We start from the raw sequence: 23,193 nt of genomic DNA on the forward strand, positions 1-23,193 counted from the left end.
AAAAACAGATAAATAAAAATTGGTGAATTCGTGGCAAAACAAAGATTAGTCATATTAGGTGGAGGCGAAAGCGGAGTGGGAACAGCGCTTTTGGGAAAGGAAAAAGGCTTTGATGTTTTTGTTTCCGATAAAGGAAAAATTAAAGAAAAATATAAAGACGTTCTTATACATAATGAGATTGAATGGGAAGATGAAAAGCATTCTGAGAAAAAAATACTGAATGCCCACATGGTTATGAAAAGCCCAGGAATTCCTGATAAAGCACCTTTGGTAAAGACCATTCGTGAAAAAGGGATTTTAGTAGTTTCTGAAATTGAATTCGCTGCCCAATATACCAGTGCAACTATTATAGGTATCACGGGAAGCAATGGTAAAACAACCACAGCAACACTTGCGCACCATATTTTAAAACAAAAATTGGAAGTAGGCTTGGCAGGCAATATTGGCGACAGCTTTGCAAAACAGATTCTGGAAAAGGATTACCCAAACTATGTGTTGGAAATTAGCAGTTTTCAATTAGATGATATTGTAGATTTTAAACCACACATAGCTGTAATAACCAACATAACACCAGATCATTTAGATAGATATGATTACAAGTTTGAAAATTATATCGCTTCTAAATTTAGAATAACAATGAATCAAACCAAAGATGATTACTTGATTTATGATGCTGATGATGAAATAATAAACAATCACCTCAAGGAATACCCAATTCAATCACAATTATTGCCTTTTTCATTAACAAAAACGATTGAAAATGGCGCGTATTTAAAAGATAATAACATAATAATAACAATAGACAATAACCAAATGATTATGCCAACAACAAATCTAGCATTAGAGGGTAAGCACAATATTAAAAACGCCATGGCCGCATCTACTGCAGCACATTTATTGAAAATAAGAAAACAAACTATTAGAGAATGTTTGGAGAATTTTCAAGGTGTAGAGCATCGCTTGGAACATGTGTTAAAAATTAATAAAGTGCAATACATCAATGATTCTAAAGCTACCAATGTGAATTCAACTTACTATGCTTTGGAAAGCATGGATGCGCCTACGGTTTGGATTGTTGGAGGTGTTGATAAGGGTAATAATTATGAAGAATTGTTTCCTTTTGTTAATGAAAAAGTAAAGGCCATTATTTGTTTGGGTGTTGATAACGAGAAACTTTTTAACACGTTTAGTAATATGGTTGATGTTATAATTGAAACACAGTTTATGAGCGAAGCTGTAAAAATAGCATACAAAATAGCTGAGGCTGGAGATACCGTATTGCTATCGCCTGCTTGTGCGAGTTTCGATTTGTTTGAAAATTACGAAGATAGAGGACGTCAATTTAAAAACGCTGTTAGGAATTTATAATCCCATCTTAATCTTCCCGAAGGGAAGAAACTGATGTGGATAAGAAAAAAGAAAATTTTAATTAAAACTAAATAATTTCTTCCCTTAGGGAAGATGTCCGAAAGGAGAGATGGGATGAAAGCACTATTTGAAAATATAAAAGGAGACAGGCTTATTTGGGCCATCGTTGCGTTGTTGGCAATTTTGTCCTTTTTACCTGTATACAGTGCTTCAAGTGACTTGGCTTACGATAGAGGGGAAGGCAATACGTTTGTCTTTTTTGTAAAACATTTTATGCATCTTTTTTTAGGATTCGGGATTATGTATGGCGTTCATAAAATTCCCTATCGATATTTTAGAGGCTTATCTTTGGTTATGATGCCCGTTGTATTGGTTTTACTGGTTATAACGATGATGCAAGGCACGGTTATGGGTGGCGCGAGTGCGAGTAGATGGATTCAAATACCAATTGTGGGTATGTCGTTTCAAACATCCACTTTTGCATTGGTGGTGCTTATGGTGTATGTAGCCCGTTATATGTCGAAAATAAAAGACAAGGAAATAACTTTTAAGTCAACGATCATCCCACTTTGGGCTCCAGTTTTTTTAGTGTTAGCATTCATATTGCCATCTAACTTTTCTACGGCAGCCATTATATTTTTAATGGTATCAATCCTAGTGTTTATTGGAGGCTACCCCATGCGTTATTTAGGAATTATTATAGGCTGTGGAATGATTGCTTTAGTAGTCTTTATTATGACAGCTAAATTAACAACAGGACCACTAAATGTAAAAGTAACTACTTGGGAAAATAGGATTTTAAATTATGCCAATGATGAAGATACTGAAGCCGACTATCAAATTGAAAAAGCAAAAATTGCCATTGCTTCAGGAGGTATTCAAGGGTTGGGTCCTGGGAAAAGTATTCAGAAGAATTTTTTGCCACAATCGTCGTCCGATTTCATATTCGCCATCATTATTGAAGAATATGGATTGATCGGGGGTGTTGGTTTAGTGGTGTTATATCTGTGGTTATTGTTCAGAATAGTTATTGTGGCACAAAAATCCGATACGGTATTTGGCAAACTTTTGGTTTTAGGGGTTGGCTTGCCCATTATTTTTCAAGCATTAATAAATATGGGAGTTGCGGTGGAATTATTTCCAGTAACGGGACAAACGCTTCCATTAATTAGTAGTGGAGGAACATCAATTTGGATGACTTGTTTGGCAATAGGTATTATTTTGAGTGTAAGTGCCAAACGAGAAGAAATTAAGGAACAAGAATATATGGAAGAAAATCCGTTGGAAATTCTATCAGAAACAATTTAAATAGAATAAATGGCAAAAAATAAAGCATATAAAATTATTCTTTCAGGAGGAGGAACTGGTGGGCATATTTATCCAGCCATTGCCATAGCAAACGAATTAAAATCGCGTTTTCCTGATGCGGAATTTTTATTTGTTGGCGCAAAAGATAGAATGGAAATGGAAAAAGTGCCACAAGCGGGTTATGATATTAAAGGGTTGTGGATATCGGGTATTCAACGTAAGCTAACCACTAAAAACCTCATGTTTCCTTTTAAATTGATTAGTAGTTTGTTAAAAGCCAGAAGTATTATTAATGAATTTAATCCAGATGTGGTTATTGGAACAGGTGGTTTTGCTAGTGGCCCATTATTAAATGTTGCAGCTTCCAAAAAAATTCCAACACTTATTCAGGAGCAAAATTCATATCCAGGAATAACCAATAAAATATTAGGAAAAAAAGTAAATAAAATTTGTGTGGCTTATGATGGATTGGAACGTTTTTTTCCGAAAGATAAAATCATAAAAACGGGGAATCCTTTACGAAAAGGATTGTTGGATATTGATACAAAAACAGTGGAAGCTAAAAATTTTTTCAATTTAAAGCATGGTAAATATACCCTTTTGGTTCTCGGCGGGAGTTTAGGTGCCAGACGAATCAATCAATTGATAGAAAGTAAATTGGATTTTTTAAGCACACAAAATGTTCAGGTTATTTGGCAATGCGGTAAGCTGTATTATCAACAATATAAAATTTACAGCCATACCAAGGATGTTCAGGTATATGAATTTTTAAATAATATGGATTTTGCGTATGCGGCGGCAGATATCGTGATTTCTAGAGCTGGCGCTATTTCGGTTTCAGAATTATGTGTGGTTGGTAAGCCGGTTATATTCATACCATCACCTAATGTGGCTGAAGACCATCAAACAAAAAATGCCATGGCCATTGTAGATAAAAATGCAGCCCTAATCATTAAAGAAGAAGATTTAGATGCCGATTTTGAGAATAAATTTTCTCAGCTTATAGCGTCTGCAGAGAAGCAAAAGCAATTGGGGGGCAATATAAAAAAGTTAGCATTGGTAAATTCAACAAATGAAATTGTAGATGAAGTTGTAAAACTTCTAAGGAAATAAATAATATAAATTAAACCTATTTGTGAATTCCTGCATAGGCAGGAATTCACAAAAGAAATAATAATATAATCAGATTCCTGCCTACGCAGGAATGACAACATGAACTTAAATAATATACATAGCATTTATTTTATCGGCATCGGCGGCATAGGTATGAGTGCGCTTGCTAGATATTTTAAAGCAAATAAAAAACAAGTAGCAGGTTATGACAAAACACCAACTGATATTACAAGTGATTTAACCGATTTAGGTATCCAAATTCATTTTGAAGACGCCGTTGAACTTATTGAGCCATCATTTTTAAATCCTAATACAACTTTAGTAGTTTACACGCCAGCAATTCCTAAAAACCATTCAGAATTACAATATTTTATAAACAACGGATTTAATGTTTTAAAACGCTCCCAAATTTTAGGGTTAATAACCGAAAACACGTTTTGTTTAGCAGTTGCTGGTACACATGGAAAAACCACTACAACAAGTATTTTGGGTCATTTAATGAAAGAATGTAATGTGCCACTAACGGCTTTTTTAGGAGGCATCAGTGAAAATTATAATTCCAATTTAATTCTTAACGGAACAGAGGTTTCGGTTGTTGAAGCAGATGAATTCGATCGTTCGTTTTTAACTTTATCGCCCAACATGGCTTGTATCACATCCATGGATGCCGATCATTTGGATATTTATGGAAATGCTGATGCCTTAAAAGAATCGTTCGTTGCTTTTTCAAAACGAGTTAAGAAAGATGGAAAATTATTTGTTAAAAACGGATTGCCCATAAAAGGAATTACCTATGGTATTGAAGATGATTCAGATTATACCATTCAAAATATTAAAATAGAAAATGGCACGTATGTTTTTGATGTTAAAACGCCAAAAGCGGTGTTAGAAAATTTAAAATTTAACCTGCCTGGTAGACATAATTTGTCGAATGCATTAATAGCCTTGGCGATGTCTGTAGAATATGGTTGCCCGCACCAACAGCTCGCCAAAGCTTTAGCATCTTACAAAGGGGTTAAAAGACGATTTACATATCAAATAAAAACAGAAAATCTGGTTTATATTGATGACTATGCGCATCATCCAGAAGAAATTAATGCCGTACACCAAGCGGTTAGGGAAATGTATCCCAATAAAAGGGTTTTAGCCATTTTTCAACCACATTTATTTAGTAGAACACGAGATTTTATTGACGAGTTTGCCAAAAGCCTATCTCAGTTTGATGATATATTATTATTGGATATTTATCCTGCAAGGGAACTTCCCATAGAAGGTGTTACATCAACGTGGTTATTGGATAAAATTGAAAATAAAAATAAGCAATTGGTCAGTAAAGCTGAACTAATTTCTAAAATACAAGAAAGTCATGCCCAAGTCATTTTAACCATTGGGGCAGGTGATATAGGTGAAGAAGTAAAACAAATTAAAAAAGAATTAAGCATTGCGAGTTAATTGGAATTACATAAAAATGATAGTGCTGCTAGGTTTAGTGGTTTTCTTGTATGCCTTTGCATCGAGTAGAAATTCCATTAGAAAAGTGTCTCAACCCAACATACAATTTGTTGGGGATAACAATCTTTTTATCACCTACGAAACTGTTAGTAAATTGTTAATACAAAATTACGGGGATGTAAAAAATATGCCTAAAGAAACTTTAGATTTGAATGTATTAGAGCGCGCCCTGAATTCTAACCCAATGATTAAATCGGCTGAAGTGTATGTTACTGTAAATGGCACACTTACCGCTGAAATCGAACAAAAAAGACCAATTGCTAGAGTGTGTACAAATGCGTCGTATTATATTGATGACGAAGGTTTTTATATGCCATTGTCATCAAATTATTCGTCCAGAGTGCCACTTGTTACGGGATATGTTGAAAAAAATAATTTAAAAAATGTATTTACTGTAGCAAGTAAAATTGAAAGTGATGAGTTTTTAAAAAAGAATGTTGTTGAAATCCATCAGGATAAGGATGAAGTAATTTACTTGAAACTTAGACAATGTCGTTTTTTAGTTCAATTGGGAAGCGTTAATTTTTTGGATAAAAAAATAAATAATCTAAAAGCGTTTTATCAAAAGAGTTTAAAAGAAAAAACACTTGATGGTTACAGTAAAGTTAATTTACAATTTGATAATCAGGTAGTATGTACCAAAACGTAAACTATGGAGCATAATGTAGCAGTAGGATTAGACATAGGTACCACAAAAATTGTGGCTATGATTGGTCGTAAAAATGAATACGGCAAGCTTGAAATTTTAGGTATAGGCAAATCTAAAAGTTTGGGTGTGCACCGTGGCGTGGTAAATAATATTACACAAACCATTCAATCTATACAACAAGCTATTCAAGAGGCAGAGGCTGCAGCCGATAGGAAAATTGAAGGTGTTACCGTGGGTATTGCGGGTCAGCACATACGTAGTTTACAACATAGTGATTATATAACAAGACCTAATTCAGATCTGGTTATTGATGAAGAAGATATAGACCGACTTATCAATCAGGTGCATAAATTAGTGATGTTGCCAGGGGAAGAGATAATTCATGTATTGCCACAGGAATATAAAGTAGATGGACAGGCTGAAATTAAAGAACCCATCGGCATGTATGGTGGTAGGTTGGAAGCTAATTTTCATGTGGTCGTTGGGCAAGTTTCCTCTATAAGAAACATTGGTCGTTGTGTACAAAGTTCTGGATTAAATTTAGAAGGCATTACGCTAGAACCATTGGCATCAGCAAATGCAGTGTTAAGTCAAGAGGAAAAAGAAGCTGGTGTTGCATTAATAGATATAGGAGGTGGAACCACTGATTTAGCCATTTTTAGAGATGGCATCATTCGCCATACTGCAGTCATTCCTTTTGGGGGAAATGTCATAACAGAAGACATCAAAGAAGGGTGTTCCATTATAGAAAAGCAAGCCGAACTCTTAAAAATAAAATTTGGTTCTGCTTGGCCAGGGGAAAACAAAGAAAACGAGATTGTTTCCATTCCAGGGCTAAGAGGAAGAGAGCCTAAAGAAATCACATTAAAAAATCTGTCCAAAATAATTCATGCACGTGTTGTAGAAATTGTAGAACAAGTGTATGTAGAGATTAAAAATTATGGACATGAAGAACAAAAGAAAAAACTAATAGCTGGTATTGTTTTAACAGGTGGAGGTGCTCAATTAAAGCATCTTAAACAATTGGTAGAATATATTACAGGCATGGATACCAGAATAGGATTTCCTAACGAGCATTTAGCAGGTGATAGTGATGAAGAAATAACAAGTCCCTTATATGCAACGGCTGTTGGTTTGGTTTTAGATGGCATCAAACGCAATGAACGTAAAAAAATAGAACAAAAAGAAAAATTGTCACCTAAAACTGAAGAGGAAAAACAGGAAGAGAAACCTGTTGAAAAACCACCAAAAGAACGACGTTCGTTTCTAGATAAGTTAACCGAAAGGGTTAAGGATTTTTTAGATAACGCAGAATAGTACAAATCCATAGAATTAAGAGTATAAAGTATCAAACCCCAGTAAAACAGAATTTATGAGCAGCAAAAAAGAATTCGAAAGTATCGCATTTGATTTACCAAAAAATCAATCAAATGTCATTAAAGTTATTGGTGTTGGCGGTGGTGGTAGCAATGCTATCAATCACATGTTCCAGCAAGGCATTAAAGGCGTAGACTTTTACATTTGTAATACAGATGCACAAGCGCTTCAAAACAGTGGTGTACCAAATAAAATCCAATTAGGTCTTAATTTGACCGAAGGATTGGGAGCGGGAGCAAATCCACATATAGGGGAGCAGTCTGCTGTTGAAAGTTATGAAGACATTTCCAATATGTTGGATTCAAACACGAAAATGGTATTTATCACTGCAGGAATGGGCGGTGGTACAGGTACTGGTGCGGCACCTATTATTGCTAAAATGGCTAAGGATTTAGATATTTTAACAGTAGGGATCGTCACCATGCCTTTTCAATTTGAGGGTAAAATGCGTATTGAGCAATCTCAAATAGGTATTGAAAAATTAAGAAGCGTTGTAGATTCTTTAATTGTGATTAATAACAACAAACTGCGTGAAGTGTATGGGAATTTAGGCTTTAAGGCTGGTTTCTCTAAGGCAGATGAAGTGCTATCTACTGCTGCTCGTGGTATAGCTGAAGTTATTACGCATCATTACACGCAAAATATCGATTTACGTGATGCTAAAACAGTATTAAGCAATAGTGGTACAGCTATTATGGGGTCTGCATTAGCATCGGGTCAAAACCGTGCACAAGACGCTATTAGAAAAGCACTTGATTCACCGTTATTAAATGATAACAAAATTACTGGAGCCAAAAACGTATTGCTGCTTATTGTTTCTGGTACACATGAAATAACCATTGATGAAATTGGCGAAATAAACGACCATATTCAAAATGAAGCAGGTCATGGGGCTAATATTATTATGGGAGTTGGTGAAGACGAAGCGCTAGAAGAATCCATTGCGGTAACTATTATTGCCACGGGATTTAATGTAGAGCAACAAGATGAAATTTCTAATAGTGAAACAAAGAAAGTGATCCATTCTTTAGTGGATGAAAGGGAATTAAGCCCAAAGGGAAAAGAGCCTGTCATTATCGCACCAGTTATAGAACTTGAAACAAAAAAAGAAACACCTGTTGTTCGTCATACTTTAGATATTGAAGTTGACGAAGAGTTGGTTCAACCTGATACTAAAAAACAAGAGCCTAAACAAAAACAAGAGTATTTTTTAAAGGATATCAATTTGGTTCCAACCACTGATATCATAAAAAACATTAAAGTTGTTTATGAAGAAGTAAAGGCCAATATTAAAGAAGACGATGACTTCATTATCAAACCGGTCACTAAAATGTCAAATAAAGTTAAAGACGTTGAGGTGGAGGAAGAACAACAAATTACGTTAACGTTTGATTTACCTCTTACTAACTCTAATGCGGAGGAAGATGATGATGATATGATGACGTATGAAGCTAACGAGGATGTTAAAAAAATGCCCGTAAATGATTATGTAGAACTTATCACGGTAACCGAATCTAATGAAGCAGGTGACATTCGCTATACCTTGGAAGATTGTATAGAAGTAGAATCATCTATGAATAAAAAGCAAGTATCCATTAAAGATATCGCTGAAGATGAAGATTATAACGTGGTTTTTGAAAAGAAAATTATAGCAAAAGAAGTTACTGAAAACACTTGTGAAGAGATAGACCCTATGAATAGTCCTATTTCAGATATGCTTAAAGAACGCGCCCAAGAACGACGACGTAAAATGAAAGACTTTAATTATAAATTCAATAGTTCAAAAATTGATGATATTGAAAAAGTACCCGCTTATAAACGTCAAGGCGTAAATCTTGAAGATGCAAAACATTCATCAGAAACTGATATGTCTAGAACCAGTATTGGTGTAGATGATAATGACGATATTCAATTAAGAACAAACAATTCTTATTTACACGATAACGTAGATTAAAATATATGCTAACCTAACTTAGTTATGAACCCGAAAAGAACCTCTCAGCTTTTCGGGTTTTTTATTCCCGTGAAGGCGGGAATCTCAATAATATTAATCAACAGCAATTTTGTCATTCCCTCGAAGGAGGGAATCTCTTATCAGCTACATTTTTATTATTTATTTGTTTTATCTTCGCATTCTTAATATGATTTAACTATGAGTTTACAAGAAGGTATCATGTCGGCATTAAAAGACGCCATGAAAGCAAAGGATCAAACCGCTTTAACAGCATTAAGAGCTGTAAAATCGGCTATTTTATTAGCACAAACAGAAAGCGGAGCAAAAGAAGAGCTAACAGAAGATCAAGAACTTAAAATACTTCAAAAACAAGTTAAGCAACGTAAAGACAGTGCGGCCATTTATTTGGCGCAAGGACGTGAGGATTTGGCAGCACCTGAATTGGCAGAAGCTGATATTATCAGTAAATTTTTGCCAGTAGCATTAAGCGATGAAGATGTTGAAAAAGTTGTTGTAAACATTATAAACCAAGTCGGCGCTCAAGGCATGAAAGACATGGGGAAAGTTATGGGACTTGTAAGTAAAGAATTGGCTGGCCAAGCAGATGGAAAAACTATTTCCAATATTGTAAAAGCCAAGCTGTCTTAAAAATAAAAAGATTCCCGCCTGTGCGGGAATACGGCTGCGTAGTTCAATTGGATAGAATATCAGATTTCGGCTCTGAGGGTTGGGGGTTCGAACCCCTCCGCGGTCACAAAAAACCATGTAATTTTCATTAATTATATGTTTTTTTTGGTTTATAAAAGTATGTTGATTTGTGCCCTTGGTTTAAATAGTGATTTTTCATTTATGAGAACATAAATAACTCTATAAAAATGCTACAATCAAACAAGGGCAAATATTGCCTGCAAAAACTTAATGGTCTTTTACAGACCCATCAGTATCCCACATTTCAGGAAATTCCCATTCTGGGATGTTTTTTTCATTTTCAATAATGTTTTCGTCCAGAGATATTCCTAATCCAGGTCCGTCAAAATTACCTGCTACCATGATCTCACTATTTTTCATGATTAAAGGTTTGGTTATGTAGCTTTTGCCTAAATAACTTCGTTCCACACCATCATTGGGAGCCGCTTGAAGACTAGGAAGTTCATGACAAACAAAATTTGGGATAGAAGCGGCAACGTGCATGGAAGCCACAGCACCAATCATACCTTCTTTAGCGTGTGGCAACATACCAGCATAATGGGCCTCCGCCAGATTAGCAATAGCTTTCATTTCGGTAATACCACCACAATGCGTAATGTCAGGTTGCAACAATGATGCAGCTTTAAGTTCCAATAAATCACGAAATTGCCATTTAGTAACCATGCGTTCTCCCGTAGCAAATGGGATATGTGTTTTTTTGGCCATTTCAGCCATTAGTGGTAAATTTTGAAATTGTATAGGTTCTTCGTAGAACCATGGTTGAAATTTTTCTAATGCCTTTATTAAAATCATTGATGTTTGTGGTTCATGATCGCCATGTAGCTCGATACCCATATCTACTTTTGGACCTATAATGTCACGTATGGCTTGAACATTCTCAACCACTCCTTGAACAAAATCAGGGTTTTCCACATACCGGGATAAACGCCCACGACTTGAAGTTACACCAACTTTCATGGATGTATAACCTTCGGCCATAATTTTTTTAGCTTCTTCGGGTGTTTGAGCTTGGCCGTATACACGTATGCGGTCGCGGGTAAGTCCGCCCAACAATTCATAAACGGGAACACCTAAGGCTTTACCTTTTATATCCCACATAGCTATATCAACAGCTGAAAGAGCCGAAGTTAGAACAATACCACCTCGATAGAAAGCGTGTCGATAAATGGCCTGCCAATGATGAGCCACTAACCTTGGATCTTTACCTATAAGATAATTTTCTAACTCTTTTATTGCAGCCATAGTAGTATTTATTCGACCTTCTACAGTACCCTCTCCTAACCCTACAATACCAGCATTTGTATGCAGTTTTATAAAAATAGTACGAAGTGTATTTACAGGGATAATCTCTAGTTTTGTAATTTTTAAATCATCCTTTGGATTTATAAGAGCAGTTGTATAATTGATTTTTTCACTGCTTTTGGCGGTTGCCCGCTCATGTACCATAAGGCCCGCAACACCCATAGAGATGCCTTTAAGCCAATGACGGCGTGTTAAGTTTTTCATATCCATATCATTAGTTTAGTGGTTCATTTAAAAGTAGTATTTTTTAAACGTATTACATAGAATTTTAATTCAATATCAACCCTACAATTTATATTCTTTTCATTTTTGATGTTTAAATTATTTAGCCCAAACTTCGCCTTCTGGTGTTCGTCGCCATTCAAAATAATCATCCAATACTTCAAGGGATTCTGCACTTGGTACAGGGCCAAGATGTGGCGTTGGCCCCAAGTACATCACTTCAGGATTGGCATCGCTAAAGGCAGGCCATTCGGGGACATTCTCTCCATTCGGATTACCATATTTAGCAAAGTTTGTCCAATAAGTGCCCATAGCTTCAGAAATCTCTAGATCGGATTTGGTTGTTTCCGGATTGGAAGCATCTAAATTCATAAACACATAGCCAACATCTTGTCCATGAGGTGAGCCATAACCAAAACGTGGAGAATCTTCAGGATAATCAGGATGTTGGTCAAAATAATAGAAATAGGCTTTATGTTGTCCTTTTTTAGCCTGTAACCTTGCCCAACTCCAAGTATGCCATCCAAAGGCTGCATCACGAGATAAGTCGCGGGCAGTTTTAGGAACTGTACTGTCGCCAACAGGATACGCTTTTAATAAGTCATCTGCAAATGCACCATACCGTTCTTTTACACTGGTAATAAATTCTTGTGGATCTTTGGTACGGGTAAAACTGGCGCCTTCATCGGAATTATAACCAACTAATATAGGCGTGTCATTAAACTTGCCAGCTTCATATAGGGTATATTGATCATCTGGGATGACGTAACCATCAATAATAGGCCATCCTCTACCGCCGGGAAGACTATCAGCTAAAATGCCCCTTAGTTCTGCTATTGATGAAACGCCAGCAGTTTCAGTATATAACACACCATCTTTTTCAGCATCTTGTAATGTTTTTTGATTTTCACCGGGATATGTGGTTGGACGTGAAGGCCCAAACGACCCGCCACTTTGTGAAATAGCTCCATGAAATAATCCTTTAGCTAATGGCGAAGCACTTAACATACTTACGGCAATACCTCCAGCCGATTCACCAAAAATGGTGACTTTGTTGGGGTCTCCTCCAAATGCAGAGATATTTTCTTGTATCCATTCTAAGCCAGCAATCATATCAAGCAGGCCATAATTTCCAGATACCTTGTTGGGGTTTTCTGCACTCAGTTCAGGATGAGCCATAAATCCAAGTATGCCAACACGGTAAGCAATGCTAACAAGTACAACGCCTTTTTTAGCTAGTTTTTCACCATTGTAAACAGTTTCTGATGTGGCACCTGCGCCAAACCCTCCACCATATATCCAAACAAGAACAGGGATTTTTTCATCGGCTGTTTGGGCAGGGGTCCAAATGTTTAAGTATAAACAATCTTCGCTTTTTCCTGAAGGTGGATTTCCGCCTTGCATGGGTCCAGGAGCGAACTCGGTCGTTTGTTTTATACCTTCCCATTTTTCAACGGGCCGTGGCGCTTTCCAACGTAAATTCCCAATGGGTGGTGCAGCAAAAGGAATGCCTTTAAAAATGGTTAAACTGTCTTGGATAGTTCCTTGCAACCATCCATCTTTGGTTTTAACTTGTCCTGGTTCGGATTTGGAACAAGACATGGTGGCAAATAACATAAGCATAGCCACTAGATAAGTTGTGATTTTTTGCATAATTAGTAATGTGTTTAGTTTGTTGGTTTTTTATCAAGGATAACTTTTTTATTTTTTATGGCCAATAACAAAAAGCTTACGTATGGATATGGTAAAATCTTAGTAACTTTAATTTAAGGGTTACTGTTATTTAATGCTTCTTATAAAGATAAATTTAAAAATCCATAGAAATTATTTGCTTTTAAAGATACATTTTTTAAATAAAAATGTTCTTATTTGGTAAACAATCATTTTAAGAATGAAGGTTATTTTTAAACAGTTTTTTAATCTCTAAAATTAAAAGCAGGTTTTACAGTTATGTTTTGTAATTTTAATTTAAGTAATCGTTCAAAATGTTTCAAGATAGAATTTTATGGGTAGTAATATGGTTATAGGAATTTTTGTTGCAGTATTGGTTTATATAATTTGTTATTTTACTATAAAAATGGTTGAGGTCGCTTATGTTCTAAAATACAGAAAGCCCTTTTATATTCATTTTTACTTTTTTTTAAAGAAACTTAATCAGCAACAAAAGCATATTCTAATAAATAATTTTCCTTTTTATAAGAAACTATCGAATAAACAAAAATCTTATTTTGAACATCGAGTAGCTTCCTTTATGAAGGATAAAGATTTTATTGGTAGAGATGGTCTTGTAATTACTGATGATATAAAGGTTTTAATATCTGCTACAGCAGTCATGCTCACTTTTGGTTTCAGGGATTTTTACATTGCACTTATTTCAAAAATAGTGGTTTATCCAAATAAATTTTATTCAAATACAAACAAGACTTATCATAAAGGGGAATTTAATCCAAAATTTCAAACCTTAGTGTTATCATGGGAAGATTTTAAACAGGGGTTTGATGCAAAAAATGATAATTTAAATCTAGGCATTCATGAATTTACGCATGCCATACATTTAAACAGTATTAAAGAACGCGATATTAGTTCTACCATTTTTAGCGATTCGTTTAACGAACTTTCACAACTATTGGCAGTAGAGGAGGATTTGAGAAATAGATTGATGGCCTCAAAATACTTTAGGAAATATGCCTTTACCAATCAATTTGAGTTTTTGGCCGTAGCTATTGAAAACTTTATTGAAACACCTCAGGATTTTAAGGCCGAGTTTCCAGAAATCTATGGGAAAGTTAGGCAAATGCTCAACTTTAATATTTCTGGGTATTAATCCCTTAGTTAAAAAACTTTTATTTTTAGTACATGACTTAAGTCATGATTTATTCTCTTATTTGGTCATATCTTTATGATATAATTAAAATGTTATAATGATGATAGGAAACACTCCAGTTTCAGAAATAATGTCAAAAAACATTATTGCTTTAACGAGGTCTGATGACTTAACTAGAGCCGAAATGCTTTTTAAGAAGCATAAAATAAGACATATTCCAGTAGTTAAAGGAGAATCTATCATTGGTATGCTAAGCTATGCGGATTTACTCAAAATTAGCTATGCCGATACAACCAACGATGAGCATGATATAGAGGTTGTTGTTTATAATTCATTTACCATAGAACAAGTAATGACTAAAGATGTTTTGTGTATTGATAGTGATACTACAATTCAAGAAGCTACTGAAATTTTAGCAAAGCGGGAGTTTCATGCGTTGCCTGTTGTAGATGAATCCATTTTGGTAGGAATTGTAACAAGTACAGATTTATTAAATTACTTTTTAAAACAATTATAAACTAAACTAATTTTTTATGTTAGGGGGAAGTATGATTTTTATCATACTTCCCCTGTGTTTATATACTTATATTTAAGGTCAGCAATAAACCAAAGAGCATCATGATACGCAAGGTTCCAGTTTCTACAATTATGACACATAGTGTTATCTGTCTGAAAAAAGACGACAATCTTGAAGATGCAAAATACTTATTAAAAATTCACCATGTTAGGCATATACCCATTGTGTCAGGCAAATCAATTATAGGGATGCTTAGTAAAACCGATTTGCAACGCATTGGATTGTGGAATGATGATGGAGTTGTTAATGATTCCATTAGCACGTTGGTTAGGACTAAAACAACCATTGAGGAAGTGATGACCAAAAAATTAACGTCTGTTTCATCATCGACTTCTGTTAAAAAAGTAGCAGAAATTTTTGCTAAAGAAGAATTTCATGCGTTGCCCATTGTAGATAATAATATATTGATAGGTATTGTAACTACAACAGATTTAATAAATTTCTTATTGAGACAATTTTAGGAATTAGTTATTGTTTTTAATTCTTTGATGGTTTCAAGAGGATGTTCACTTTTAAAAACAAAACTACCGGCAACTAAGATATCTGCACCGGTATCAACAAGCATTTTGGCATTTGCAGCACTTACCCCACCATCTATTTCAATAAGTGTTTTTGCGCCTTTGCGTATAATTAATTCTCTAAGCGCTTTTATTTTATTATAGGTGTTTTCAATAAAACTTTGCCCACCAAAACCAGGATTAACACTCATAATGAGCACCAAATCTATATCATTAATAATATCTTCTAAAAGGCTTATGTTTGTGTGCGGATTTAATGCCACGCCTGCTTTCATGCCTTCTGCCTTTATGGCTTGTAATGTTCTATGTAAATGTGGACATGCTTCGTAATGGACCGTTAAATTATTAGCTCCTAATTTTTTGAAAGTGCTTATGTATTTATCTGGTTCAACTATCATTAAATGAACATCAACCGTTTTTTTTGTATGTTTTGTAATGGCTTGTAGCACAGGCATGCCATACGAAATATTTGGCACAAAAACACCATCCATAACATCAATATGAAACCAATCAGCATTACTTTGGTTTACCATTTCTATGTCGCGTTGAAGATTGGCAAAATCTGCTGCAAGTAATGAAGGTGCGATTAGTTTAGAACCCATTATTTATAAGTATTGGTTTGTTTCTGCAAATATAGAAAAGTCTTTTTACAAGTCCCTTTCCTTTGGAAAGGGATTTAGGGTTAGGAAAAAGTTTCTTCCCTTTGGGAAGACGGAAGATGGGCTAAAAAACGAACCCACGGTAATCAGCCGTGGGTTCTTTCATCAATCAAAAAACGAACAGTTATGTTGTAACTGTTTGTAACTGTAATTTAGTTATAATTTTATGTAATTACTAACCTAAATATGTTTTTAATATTTTACTTCTAGACGTATGTTTTAGTCTACGAATTGCTTTTTCTTTAATTTGACGAACGCGTTCACGAGTTAAATCAAATGTTTCTCCAATTTCTTCTAAAGTCATTGGGTGCTGGTTTCCTAAACCAAAATATAAACGAATCACGTCTGCTTCACGAGGTGTTAATGTTTCCAGAGCACGCTCAATCTCTGTACGTAATGATTCGTGTAATAATTCTCTATCTGGGTTTGGCGACTCGCCACTATTTAATACATCATATAAGTTAGAATCTTCACCTTCTACTAAAGGGGCATCCATACTTACGTGTCGACCAGAGTTTTTCATAGACTCTTTAACATCGTTAATGGTCATATCCAACTCTTTGGCAATTTCTTCAGCACTGGGCGGACGCTCATGGCTTTGTTCTAAAAACGCAAATGTTTTATTGATTTTATTAATAGAACCAATTTTGTTTAATGGTAAACGTACAATACGCGATTGTTCAGCCAACGCTTGAAGAATCGATTGACGAATCCACCAAACAGCATACGATATAAATTTAAAACCACGAGTTTCATCAAAACGTTGTGCCGCTTTAATTAAACCTAAATTACCTTCATTAATTAAATCGGGTAATGTTAAACCTTGGTTTTGATATTGCTTAGCTACCGATACAACAAAACGTAAATTAGCCTTTGTCAACTTTTCTAAAGCAGCTTGATCGCCAGCTTTAATACGTTGTGCTAATTCTACTTCTTCGTCTGCGGTAATTAAGTCAACTTTTCCAATTTCTTGAAGATATTTATCTAACGAAGCGGTTTCTCTGTTGGTAACCTGTTTCGTAATTTTAAGTTGTCTCATCTAAAGTTCTCCTGTGTTTTTAATGAATACTATTATTCAGTAGTTATACGTATAAATAACAGATAATGTTACAGGAAATTAAATTTTAATTAATTTTTTGTTAGTTAAGTTAATATCTTCAAGCATTTGTTCGGTAAACTTATAATGGCCACGAGTCGTGATTAATCTGAATTTATGGGATTTTAAATTGCTCAATGTGTTAAGAAACAGCCATTTTGATTTTAATAATTTTGGTTTTTCAGACTTAAGACTGATGTCGAAATAATATTTTTGTCCATGTTTAATCGCTACGATATCTGGAGTAATATTAATATCGCTTCCTTTTTTTGTATACGATTTAGGGGTTTCGTAATTATCGATATCGGCCTTGATGTTTTCATAACCACGATTTTCTAAATAAGTTATGGAGTCGTTTAAGATTTCGGAATATTTTTCTTTTTCGGAATAAATCATACTCTACAATTTAATAAAAAAATCGAGATAAGCAAGTTTGAGTATGGTTTTAACATTTAATTATGCTTGAATCATTCAAAATCAAAAGCATCATTATCAATAATAATGCGTTCTCGTAATCTGTTAATTTTTTGAATCATGCGGTTAAAAAATAAAGATCTGTCTTTTTCCCCTGCATTTACCAAAAGCTTGGAAATACTCATTTGTTTTTCAAAAAACTCATACATGAGCTCACAGGTAGGTTGATGTTCTATTTTAAAATAACTTATTACTGTAAAAGGTGTAAAAAACACTTTTTGAAACGGTGTTTTTACCATAATAGTGTTGCTCATGGTATGAATATCATTAATATATAAGTTATATATGGCTTTATTTTCAGAGCCAACTAGAGATTGCTGTATGGCTTGTTTTTCAATAAGGCGAACCACATCCTCAATGTCGTTACATATTATTAAGGCCAATTCTTTAGATAGTGCTCCAGATTCAAAATAATAAAGTACTTGTTGTAACGATCCATTAATGGTGGTGTTGTTCCAAATTTCAGTAATGTTGATGTCTTTATAAACTTGCCCTAATTTAAAAGCACTTTCAAGTAACGATTCGGGAATGTTTTTTATAAAATCATCAAAACTGATTTTGTCTCTGGTCATATTAGAGTCTACATCCTTTAGCCAAACATACATTTTATATCGTGATAAAAAAGAATCTTTAAGTGTGTGGAAAAGGGGGATGTCTTTAGCTGAATAAATTATGGATGCGCTTTTTAGTTTAGTTAAAGGGTAAACACTGTTGTAAGATTGATTTAACCATACTTCTAGGCCTTTAATATTATGTATTGGGGGAGATAAATCAGCAACAATGGTATTTTGGTTACCAACTTCAAATAATTGATTCAATGATATTTTATAGTGTCTGGCAAGTTTAACCCCTTCTTCTAAAGTTAAACTTGTTTTAGAATTAATGCGCCTGTAAGCGGCGTCATAACCAATGTCTAAAACACTTGCTATTTCCTCTGCAAACGATGTGCTATCTAAGGTTTTCGACTTTAAATATTGAATAAACTGCTCTTGCATTTTTTGAAAAATTACAAGTAGGTTTTTGGAAGACTTTGTGAAATTTAAGAAAAAAAATTTACTTTTTTTGACATTTTAACCAATAGTCTATTAAATATTACAATTAATTTTAATCAATAGTTAAATCAACTCTCAAAATATTTGGTCATGAATGCAAAATCAGGTAAATCGACTTCTTATATTCATATCCTTTTGGATAAGTACATTTATTATGTAGTGATCAACAAAAGTTATAAACAATCGTTTATTGCAAATCCCAATAATCAAATAATTAATGAGGTCAATCTAAACATAGCCTAATTATTTTCTCCTTCTTTTTGGTCGTTTAATTTCAAATCTGAAATTTTAACATTTTTCCTTATATTAGCTATATATCTAAGAGCCATTATTTGAATGACTTAGATTATCCTTTCCCCTAAAAAATTAGTAAAAGACATTGTAATTGTTTAATGAAATTTAATTATGAATTTTCTTTCTATTGTCAATTTTTTACTTATTGCAGGCGTAATACAAGGTTTTGGATTTAATCTTGTTACAGTTTTTGGTAGAAGAAAATTTGGCAAAGTTGTAATTTTTTTAAACTTAGTGGTGCTTTTTATTTCCTTGAACAACCTTCAACGGTGGCTTATTGACAATGGTTTTTCTTCTGATTTATTTCTTTTAAAACAGTTGCTCGTTCCTTGGTATGTTTTAATTTTCCCTATGTTTTATGCATTTACCACACATTTTTTGAAAATCAATGATAAAGTGAATGATTTTATTAAACCTACCTTGATATTGTTTGCCATTGAAATTATTATTCGCCTTTGTTTAATATCTTATGTTTATTATGAAATCCCAAATCGGGATGTTGTTTTAATCGAGCGCTATACAAATATTGAAGATATATTTAACCTTATTTATTGTACTTTTCTATTTCTAAATGCTTGGTTGCTTGTTTTTAGAAGGCATCATTTACTTGAATATATTTTAGCTTATGATGATTTAAGCTGGCTTAAATGGTTTATTTGTTTGGGTTTGGTTGTGGTCATTTTTTGGGCTGTTGCCCTTTCAATTAAGACCGTTACTGGAAATGAATCGGCATATGTTTTTTTGCGCTTAAGCTCTTCCATTTTATTATACTGGATAGGTTATCTAGGGTTCTATAAATATAATGTTGTTGAGGATCGTATTTTTTTAAGAAGCTCAATTGATGCAGATAGGGTTTTGATAAGCCCGGAGAAGAATTTGAGTCCTGAAAAACAAACCGATGAGTTTTTTAATGACAAGCACCAAAATGATTTCAATAAAATACAAAGTTATCTTATTGATGAGAAATTGTATTTGGACCCGTTGTTGAGTATGGAAAGTGTAGCCTCAGATTTAGGGATGAGCAAAAGCTATTTTTCAAAACTGATCAATTCATACAGCAATAACAATTTTTCAGATTTTATAAACTCTTTACGTGTAGAACAGGCGAAGAAATTTTTGTCTGATGATGAATTTAGCCAATATACCATTGTAGCCATTGGACTGGAATGTGGTTTTAATTCAAAATCAACCTTTTATTCTGCCTTTAAAAAATTCACTTCAGAAACACCAACCACTTACAGAGAGCAGTTCTAATCTCCTGTTTTATCCGAAATTATCGTTGGACATCCTGATTTTTACATCATAGACTATTTTGGATATTAGTATTGATGGTCCATAATACTTTTACGATTGTTAACCACAATCTTAAAATTATTAGCCATGATACCTATGTTGATTTTATACGCTTTAAGGAAGTTTTCAGCTAGCCAGTCTACATCAAAAAAGTTTTTGATATTCAAAAAATTTGTCAAAAAAACAATTGCTGTTTTATGTCTTTTAGCGTTCGCTTCAAACTATGGCAGCAATCCACCTGAACCCATAATATTCAATATAGTAAAGAACAACTCGGTAATTGGTTCCATAAAAATAACCGAAAGTAAATCTAAAGATTCTGTGATATATACTATAGATAGTGAAGTTGAAGCACAGTTTATTTTAAAATATAAGGTTGTGGGCAAAGAAAAATACATTTATAAAGATGGCACCTTGATCTATGCTTCACTTTTTAGGACACTTAACAATAAGGTAAAAACAAACCATTCTATTGTTTATAACCAAGGACACTATAGCATTCAAACACCAAATAAGATTAGCCCTTTGAATTTTGACAATATCAAGCAAAACCTAATGACCCTTTACATGACTGAGCCTATAGGGATTGAGTCGGTTTTTTGTGACAACCAAAAGCAAATGGTAAACGTGAAATCTCTAGGTAATGGAAGCTACAAGGTTGAACTTTCAAAAGGGAAGTATAATATTTTTCATTATAAGCATGGAAAATGTGTGAAAATAGTAGCCGTATCTCCCATGTTTGATGTCATCCTAATACCTGTTTAGTCATGAGTTCTTCAATTGTCATTTGGGTTTTGATTGCTGTGAGTTTCACTTCTTATTTTATTATAAGTGCGGTATACAAAAAACTTGGGGTCAATAATCTGCAATCTGCATTATTGGCAACCAATGGGTTGCGGCTCTTAAATCTGAAACATATACTCGGGATTATATTGTTCGGAATTATTTTCTATACCATTTTACCGGAATCAAGATTTTTAGTTGATGTTATAGAAATACCAAGATTGTATGTGCTTTTGCCATTTTTTGTAATTGTATTTCTGTGCACATACATATCGGAAGTTTCAGTAAAAAAGCAAACCTTAAATAGAACTCATATTAGTGGTTACTATCTCTCCAATGCTTGGGTGTATTTTAGTATACGCTTTGCGTTTTTGTTGAGCTATGAATTCTTTTTTAGAGGTGTATTGTTATTTCAGTTTTTGGAACATGTCACACTTTTTTCATCGATATTTTATAGCACCATATTATATGTACTCATTCACATTTTTGATTCAAGAAAAGAGATTTTAGGAACCATCCCTTTTGGGTTTGTCTTATGCTTATTCACCTATTACTCAAACAGTGTATGGTATGCCTTTTTTATTCATATCGCATTATCTGCAGTTTATGAAATCTCTATGTTTTATACTCTAACCTTAAAAAACAAAACACTATCATGAAAACTGCTTTAGTAACCGGGGCCGCTTCGGGAATAGGTTATGAGCTTTCAGTGTTGTTAGCGAATGACAAATATGATTTAGTGCTTGTAGATATTGATAAGTTAAAACTTAAGGCTGTAAAAAACTTTATTCAAAAAAAATACAGTGTTTCAGTTACTGTTTTGGTAAAGGATTTGAGCAAACCGAATATTGCCCAAGAAATTTTTGAAGATATTGATAATATTCCTATTGAAGTTTTAATTAATAATGCCGGTTTTGGACTCTTCGGTCCTTTTGCAAATACGCAATGGCGAAGAGAGGAAGAAATGCTAACTGTACATATTACAACTACCGCACAACTTTCAAAATTGGTATTGAAATCTATGATGAATCGTGGTTGTGGGAAAATTTTAAATATATCCTCTTTGGCAGCATTTCAACCAGGTCCATTCATGTCGGTTTATTATGCCTCAAAAGCATTTGTTTTATCATTTTCTCAAGCTATAGCGAGCGAATTAAAAGATACAGGCGTAACAGTAACCGCACTATGTCCTGGGCCAACACGTACTTCTTTTCAGGATGTGGTATCTCACGATACGGCTAAAAATAAGATTACCTTTAATATGTCCTGTCCGAAAGCAGTTGCAAAATATGGTTATGGCGCTATGCTTAAAGGTAAAACAGTTGCAATTCCGGGTTTATTCAATAGATTCTTGGCGTTTTTACCTCGATTATTTCCAAGAGACCTGGCTACAGCTGTTGTAAGAACAATGCAATTAAAAAATAGGTTAACTCATTAATATTATGGTATTAAAGGCTTAGGAAGAATGCACTTATTTGTTTCATACTGCCACTTCCACCATTTCCAATTATGTGTTTATAGATGATGTTATTAATGCCCGTTTTTTGGCATTACAGTCTGGATTAAGTTGCGAGCAATATATTATTCGGGGAGAGAATATTAGTTATCTATAATTGTTCAATCACATAAAAACGCTCACCATAAGTAAAATCAGGATATTACAAATTAATTATGCTTTAGGGAAAAGAGGAATAATCATGATATCAAAACTTAATACCCTTTTTAAGTTTGACTTTGCCTTAACACCAAAAATTTTGGATTCCTTGTTAACAAATAGAAACGCAACTTTAGTGCGCAAAAAATGTGTGGTTGTTCCCGGATTTGTAAATAAATGTTTTATAGCATTAGATAAACTATTACCTGAATTTATCAAGAATAGATTGACCAATCGGGAGATAAACAAATTTCCTTCGACTGCTTAAAATCCAATTAAATTGTCCGAATTAATCTTTGACACACAAAATTGGACAGTCATTTTAACTGCGAAATATATATTTGAAACAACAATCTAACAGACGATTTTAAAGAAACTGAATATTATGAAACGATTTGCTTTATGTATTCTTTTATTGAATTTGAACTTTTTGGGTTCATGGTCTCAAAATGGAAG

Annotated in this window: 22 protein-coding genes and 1 tRNA gene; 17 read left to right on the plus strand and 6 right to left on the minus strand. The window is 33.9% G+C overall.

Annotated elements, in window-relative coordinates; translation table 11 throughout:
- Nucleotides 1-30 precede the first annotated feature (30 nt).
- The 9 genes from murD (at nt 31) to CSW08_RS15870 (ending at nt 10,035) form a co-directional block, all read left to right on the plus strand.
- On the plus strand, nt 31-1,368 hold the full coding sequence (gene murD / locus CSW08_RS15830) for a UDP-N-acetylmuramoyl-L-alanine--D-glutamate ligase (protein WP_106660847.1): 1,338 nt from the start codon (nt 31-33) through the stop codon (nt 1,366-1,368).
- A gap of 114 nt (nt 1,369-1,482) precedes the next feature.
- Nucleotides 1,483-2,676 (plus strand): FtsW/RodA/SpoVE family cell cycle protein, encoded by a 1,194-nt coding sequence (locus CSW08_RS15835; RefSeq protein ID WP_106660955.1) that lies wholly within the window; start codon nt 1,483-1,485, stop codon nt 2,674-2,676.
- A 9-nt stretch (nt 2,677-2,685) separates the two neighbouring features.
- A complete protein-coding gene (gene murG / locus CSW08_RS15840) occupies nt 2,686-3,789 on the plus strand; it encodes an undecaprenyldiphospho-muramoylpentapeptide beta-N-acetylglucosaminyltransferase (protein ID WP_106660848.1) in 1,104 nt (367 codons plus the stop codon).
- A 99-nt stretch (nt 3,790-3,888) separates the two neighbouring features.
- Nucleotides 3,889-5,241 carry a UDP-N-acetylmuramate--L-alanine ligase gene (gene murC / locus CSW08_RS15845; protein WP_106660849.1) on the plus strand — a complete coding sequence of 451 codons (1,353 nt, stop codon included), beginning with the start codon at nt 3,889-3,891 and terminating at the stop codon, nt 5,239-5,241.
- A gap of 16 nt (nt 5,242-5,257) precedes the next feature.
- Nucleotides 5,258-5,950 carry a cell division protein FtsQ/DivIB gene (locus CSW08_RS15850; RefSeq protein WP_317044941.1) on the plus strand — a complete coding sequence of 231 codons (693 nt, stop codon included), beginning with the start codon at nt 5,258-5,260 and terminating at the stop codon, nt 5,948-5,950.
- A gap of 3 nt (nt 5,951-5,953) precedes the next feature.
- The gene (ftsA, locus tag CSW08_RS15855; RefSeq protein WP_106660851.1) at nt 5,954-7,267 is read left to right on the plus strand and encodes a cell division protein FtsA; all 1,314 of its coding nucleotides are present in this window, start codon (nt 5,954-5,956) and stop codon (nt 7,265-7,267) included.
- A gap of 55 nt (nt 7,268-7,322) precedes the next feature.
- Entirely contained in the window at nt 7,323-9,281 is a 1,959-nt protein-coding gene (gene ftsZ, locus CSW08_RS15860; RefSeq protein ID WP_106660852.1) for a cell division protein FtsZ, read from the plus strand.
- 198 nt (nt 9,282-9,479) lie between these two features.
- Nucleotides 9,480-9,929, plus strand: a complete 450-nt coding sequence (locus CSW08_RS15865; RefSeq protein ID WP_106660853.1) for a GatB/YqeY domain-containing protein — start codon at nt 9,480-9,482, stop codon at nt 9,927-9,929.
- 32 nt (nt 9,930-9,961) lie between these two features.
- Nucleotides 9,962-10,035, plus strand: a tRNA-Arg gene (locus CSW08_RS15870).
- A gap of 161 nt (nt 10,036-10,196) precedes the next feature.
- On the opposite strand, the gene dgoD is transcribed toward CSW08_RS15870, so the two are convergent.
- Both dgoD and CSW08_RS15880 read right to left on the minus strand, forming a co-directional pair.
- Nucleotides 10,197-11,495 carry a galactonate dehydratase gene (dgoD, locus tag CSW08_RS15875; RefSeq protein ID WP_106660957.1) on the minus strand — a complete coding sequence of 433 codons (1,299 nt, stop codon included), beginning with the start codon at nt 11,493-11,495 and terminating at the stop codon, nt 10,197-10,199.
- Nucleotides 11,496-11,612: 117 nt separating this feature from the next.
- Nucleotides 11,613-13,166, minus strand: coding sequence for a carboxylesterase/lipase family protein (locus tag CSW08_RS15880; protein ID WP_106660854.1), 1,554 nt, complete (start codon nt 13,164-13,166; stop codon nt 11,613-11,615).
- 424 nt (nt 13,167-13,590) lie between these two features.
- On the opposite strand from CSW08_RS15880, the gene CSW08_RS15885 reads away from it, so the two are divergent.
- The 3 genes from CSW08_RS15885 (at nt 13,591) to CSW08_RS15895 (ending at nt 15,375) form a co-directional block, all read left to right on the plus strand.
- Nucleotides 13,591-14,337, plus strand: coding sequence for a zinc-dependent peptidase (locus CSW08_RS15885; protein WP_238987296.1), 747 nt, complete (start codon nt 13,591-13,593; stop codon nt 14,335-14,337).
- A gap of 100 nt (nt 14,338-14,437) precedes the next feature.
- Entirely contained in the window at nt 14,438-14,854 is a 417-nt protein-coding gene (locus CSW08_RS15890; protein WP_106660960.1) for a CBS domain-containing protein, read from the plus strand.
- Between the two features lie 101 nt (nt 14,855-14,955).
- Complete coding sequence (locus CSW08_RS15895; RefSeq protein WP_106660855.1) at nt 14,956-15,375, plus strand: CBS domain-containing protein; 420 nt, start codon at nt 14,956-14,958, stop codon at nt 15,373-15,375.
- Here CSW08_RS15895 and rpe read toward each other — a convergent pair.
- The 4 genes from rpe to CSW08_RS15915 form a co-directional block, all read right to left on the minus strand.
- Nucleotides 15,372-16,034 (minus strand): ribulose-phosphate 3-epimerase, encoded by a 663-nt coding sequence (gene rpe / locus CSW08_RS15900; RefSeq protein ID WP_106660856.1) that lies wholly within the window; start codon nt 16,032-16,034, stop codon nt 15,372-15,374. The two genes, CSW08_RS15895 and rpe, sit on opposite strands and share 4 nt — an antisense overlap.
- Before the next feature lie 232 nt (nt 16,035-16,266).
- Complete coding sequence (locus CSW08_RS15905) at nt 16,267-17,130, minus strand: sigma-70 family RNA polymerase sigma factor (RefSeq protein ID WP_100610046.1); 864 nt, start codon at nt 17,128-17,130, stop codon at nt 16,267-16,269.
- 78 nt (nt 17,131-17,208) lie between these two features.
- On the minus strand, nt 17,209-17,583 hold the full coding sequence (locus CSW08_RS15910) for a hypothetical protein (protein ID WP_106660857.1): 375 nt from the start codon (nt 17,581-17,583) through the stop codon (nt 17,209-17,211).
- 71 nt (nt 17,584-17,654) lie between these two features.
- On the minus strand, nt 17,655-18,656 hold the full coding sequence (locus tag CSW08_RS15915) for a hypothetical protein (protein ID WP_106660858.1): 1,002 nt from the start codon (nt 18,654-18,656) through the stop codon (nt 17,655-17,657).
- A gap of 147 nt (nt 18,657-18,803) precedes the next feature.
- Between CSW08_RS15915 and CSW08_RS18165 the strand changes: the two genes are divergently transcribed.
- From CSW08_RS18165 to CSW08_RS15935, 5 genes are all read left to right on the plus strand, one after another.
- Nucleotides 18,804-18,956, plus strand: coding sequence for a hypothetical protein (locus CSW08_RS18165; RefSeq protein ID WP_157831519.1), 153 nt, complete (start codon nt 18,804-18,806; stop codon nt 18,954-18,956).
- 162 nt (nt 18,957-19,118) lie between these two features.
- Nucleotides 19,119-20,261, plus strand: coding sequence for a helix-turn-helix domain-containing protein (locus tag CSW08_RS15920; RefSeq protein WP_106660859.1), 1,143 nt, complete (start codon nt 19,119-19,121; stop codon nt 20,259-20,261).
- Between the two features lie 126 nt (nt 20,262-20,387).
- On the plus strand, nt 20,388-21,065 hold the full coding sequence (locus CSW08_RS15925; RefSeq protein WP_162495565.1) for a DUF6134 family protein: 678 nt from the start codon (nt 20,388-20,390) through the stop codon (nt 21,063-21,065).
- 2 nt (nt 21,066-21,067) lie between these two features.
- On the plus strand, nt 21,068-21,742 hold the full coding sequence (locus tag CSW08_RS15930; RefSeq protein WP_106660861.1) for a CPBP family intramembrane glutamic endopeptidase: 675 nt from the start codon (nt 21,068-21,070) through the stop codon (nt 21,740-21,742).
- Nucleotides 21,739-22,521: an SDR family NAD(P)-dependent oxidoreductase gene (locus CSW08_RS15935; RefSeq protein ID WP_106660862.1), complete on the plus strand. Its 783-nt coding sequence runs from the start codon at nt 21,739-21,741 to the stop codon at nt 22,519-22,521. The genes CSW08_RS15930 and CSW08_RS15935 overlap by 4 nt, the downstream gene beginning before the upstream one ends.
- Nucleotides 22,522-23,193 lie beyond the last annotated feature (672 nt).

The sequence above is a fragment of the Confluentibacter flavum genome (genome assembly GCF_002843175.1).
GTDB classification, from domain to species: Bacteria; Bacteroidota; Bacteroidia; order Flavobacteriales; family Flavobacteriaceae; genus Confluentibacter; species Confluentibacter flavum.

Bases quoted from the DNA above. Each gene is read 5' to 3' on its own strand.
- CSW08_RS15895 (WP_106660855.1), top strand. From the start codon at position 14,956: ATGATACGCAAGGTTCCAGTTTCTACAATTATGACACATAGTGTTATC.
- CSW08_RS15890 (WP_106660960.1), top strand. From the start codon at position 14,438: ATGATAGGAAACACTCCAGTTTCAGAAATAATGTCAAAAAACATTATT.
- CSW08_RS18165 (WP_157831519.1), top strand. From the start codon at position 18,804: ATGAATGCAAAATCAGGTAAATCGACTTCTTATATTCATATCCTTTTG.
- CSW08_RS15920 (WP_106660859.1), top strand. From the start codon at position 19,119: ATGAATTTTCTTTCTATTGTCAATTTTTTACTTATTGCAGGCGTAATA.
- dgoD (WP_106660957.1), bottom strand. From the start codon at position 11,495: ATGAAAAACTTAACACGCCGTCATTGGCTTAAAGGCATCTCTATGGGT.
- CSW08_RS15850 (WP_317044941.1), top strand. From the start codon at position 5,258: ATGATAGTGCTGCTAGGTTTAGTGGTTTTCTTGTATGCCTTTGCATCG.
- CSW08_RS15865 (WP_106660853.1), top strand. From the start codon at position 9,480: ATGAGTTTACAAGAAGGTATCATGTCGGCATTAAAAGACGCCATGAAA.
- CSW08_RS15880 (WP_106660854.1), bottom strand. From the start codon at position 13,166: ATGCAAAAAATCACAACTTATCTAGTGGCTATGCTTATGTTATTTGCC.
- CSW08_RS15925 (WP_162495565.1), top strand. From the start codon at position 20,388: ATGATACCTATGTTGATTTTATACGCTTTAAGGAAGTTTTCAGCTAGC.
- CSW08_RS15915 (WP_106660858.1), bottom strand. From the start codon at position 18,656: ATGCAAGAGCAGTTTATTCAATATTTAAAGTCGAAAACCTTAGATAGC.
- murG (WP_106660848.1), top strand. From the start codon at position 2,686: ATGGCAAAAAATAAAGCATATAAAATTATTCTTTCAGGAGGAGGAACT.
- CSW08_RS15905 (WP_100610046.1), bottom strand. From the start codon at position 17,130: ATGAGACAACTTAAAATTACGAAACAGGTTACCAACAGAGAAACCGCT.
- CSW08_RS15930 (WP_106660861.1), top strand. From the start codon at position 21,068: ATGAGTTCTTCAATTGTCATTTGGGTTTTGATTGCTGTGAGTTTCACT.
- murC (WP_106660849.1), top strand. From the start codon at position 3,889: ATGAACTTAAATAATATACATAGCATTTATTTTATCGGCATCGGCGGC.
- CSW08_RS15885 (WP_238987296.1), top strand. From the start codon at position 13,591: ATGGTTGAGGTCGCTTATGTTCTAAAATACAGAAAGCCCTTTTATATT.
- rpe (WP_106660856.1), bottom strand. From the start codon at position 16,034: ATGGGTTCTAAACTAATCGCACCTTCATTACTTGCAGCAGATTTTGCC.
- ftsA (WP_106660851.1), top strand. From the start codon at position 5,954: ATGGAGCATAATGTAGCAGTAGGATTAGACATAGGTACCACAAAAATT.
- CSW08_RS15935 (WP_106660862.1), top strand. From the start codon at position 21,739: ATGAAAACTGCTTTAGTAACCGGGGCCGCTTCGGGAATAGGTTATGAG.
- CSW08_RS15835 (WP_106660955.1), top strand. From the start codon at position 1,483: ATGAAAGCACTATTTGAAAATATAAAAGGAGACAGGCTTATTTGGGCC.
- ftsZ (WP_106660852.1), top strand. From the start codon at position 7,323: ATGAGCAGCAAAAAAGAATTCGAAAGTATCGCATTTGATTTACCAAAA.
- CSW08_RS15910 (WP_106660857.1), bottom strand. From the start codon at position 17,583: ATGATTTATTCCGAAAAAGAAAAATATTCCGAAATCTTAAACGACTCC.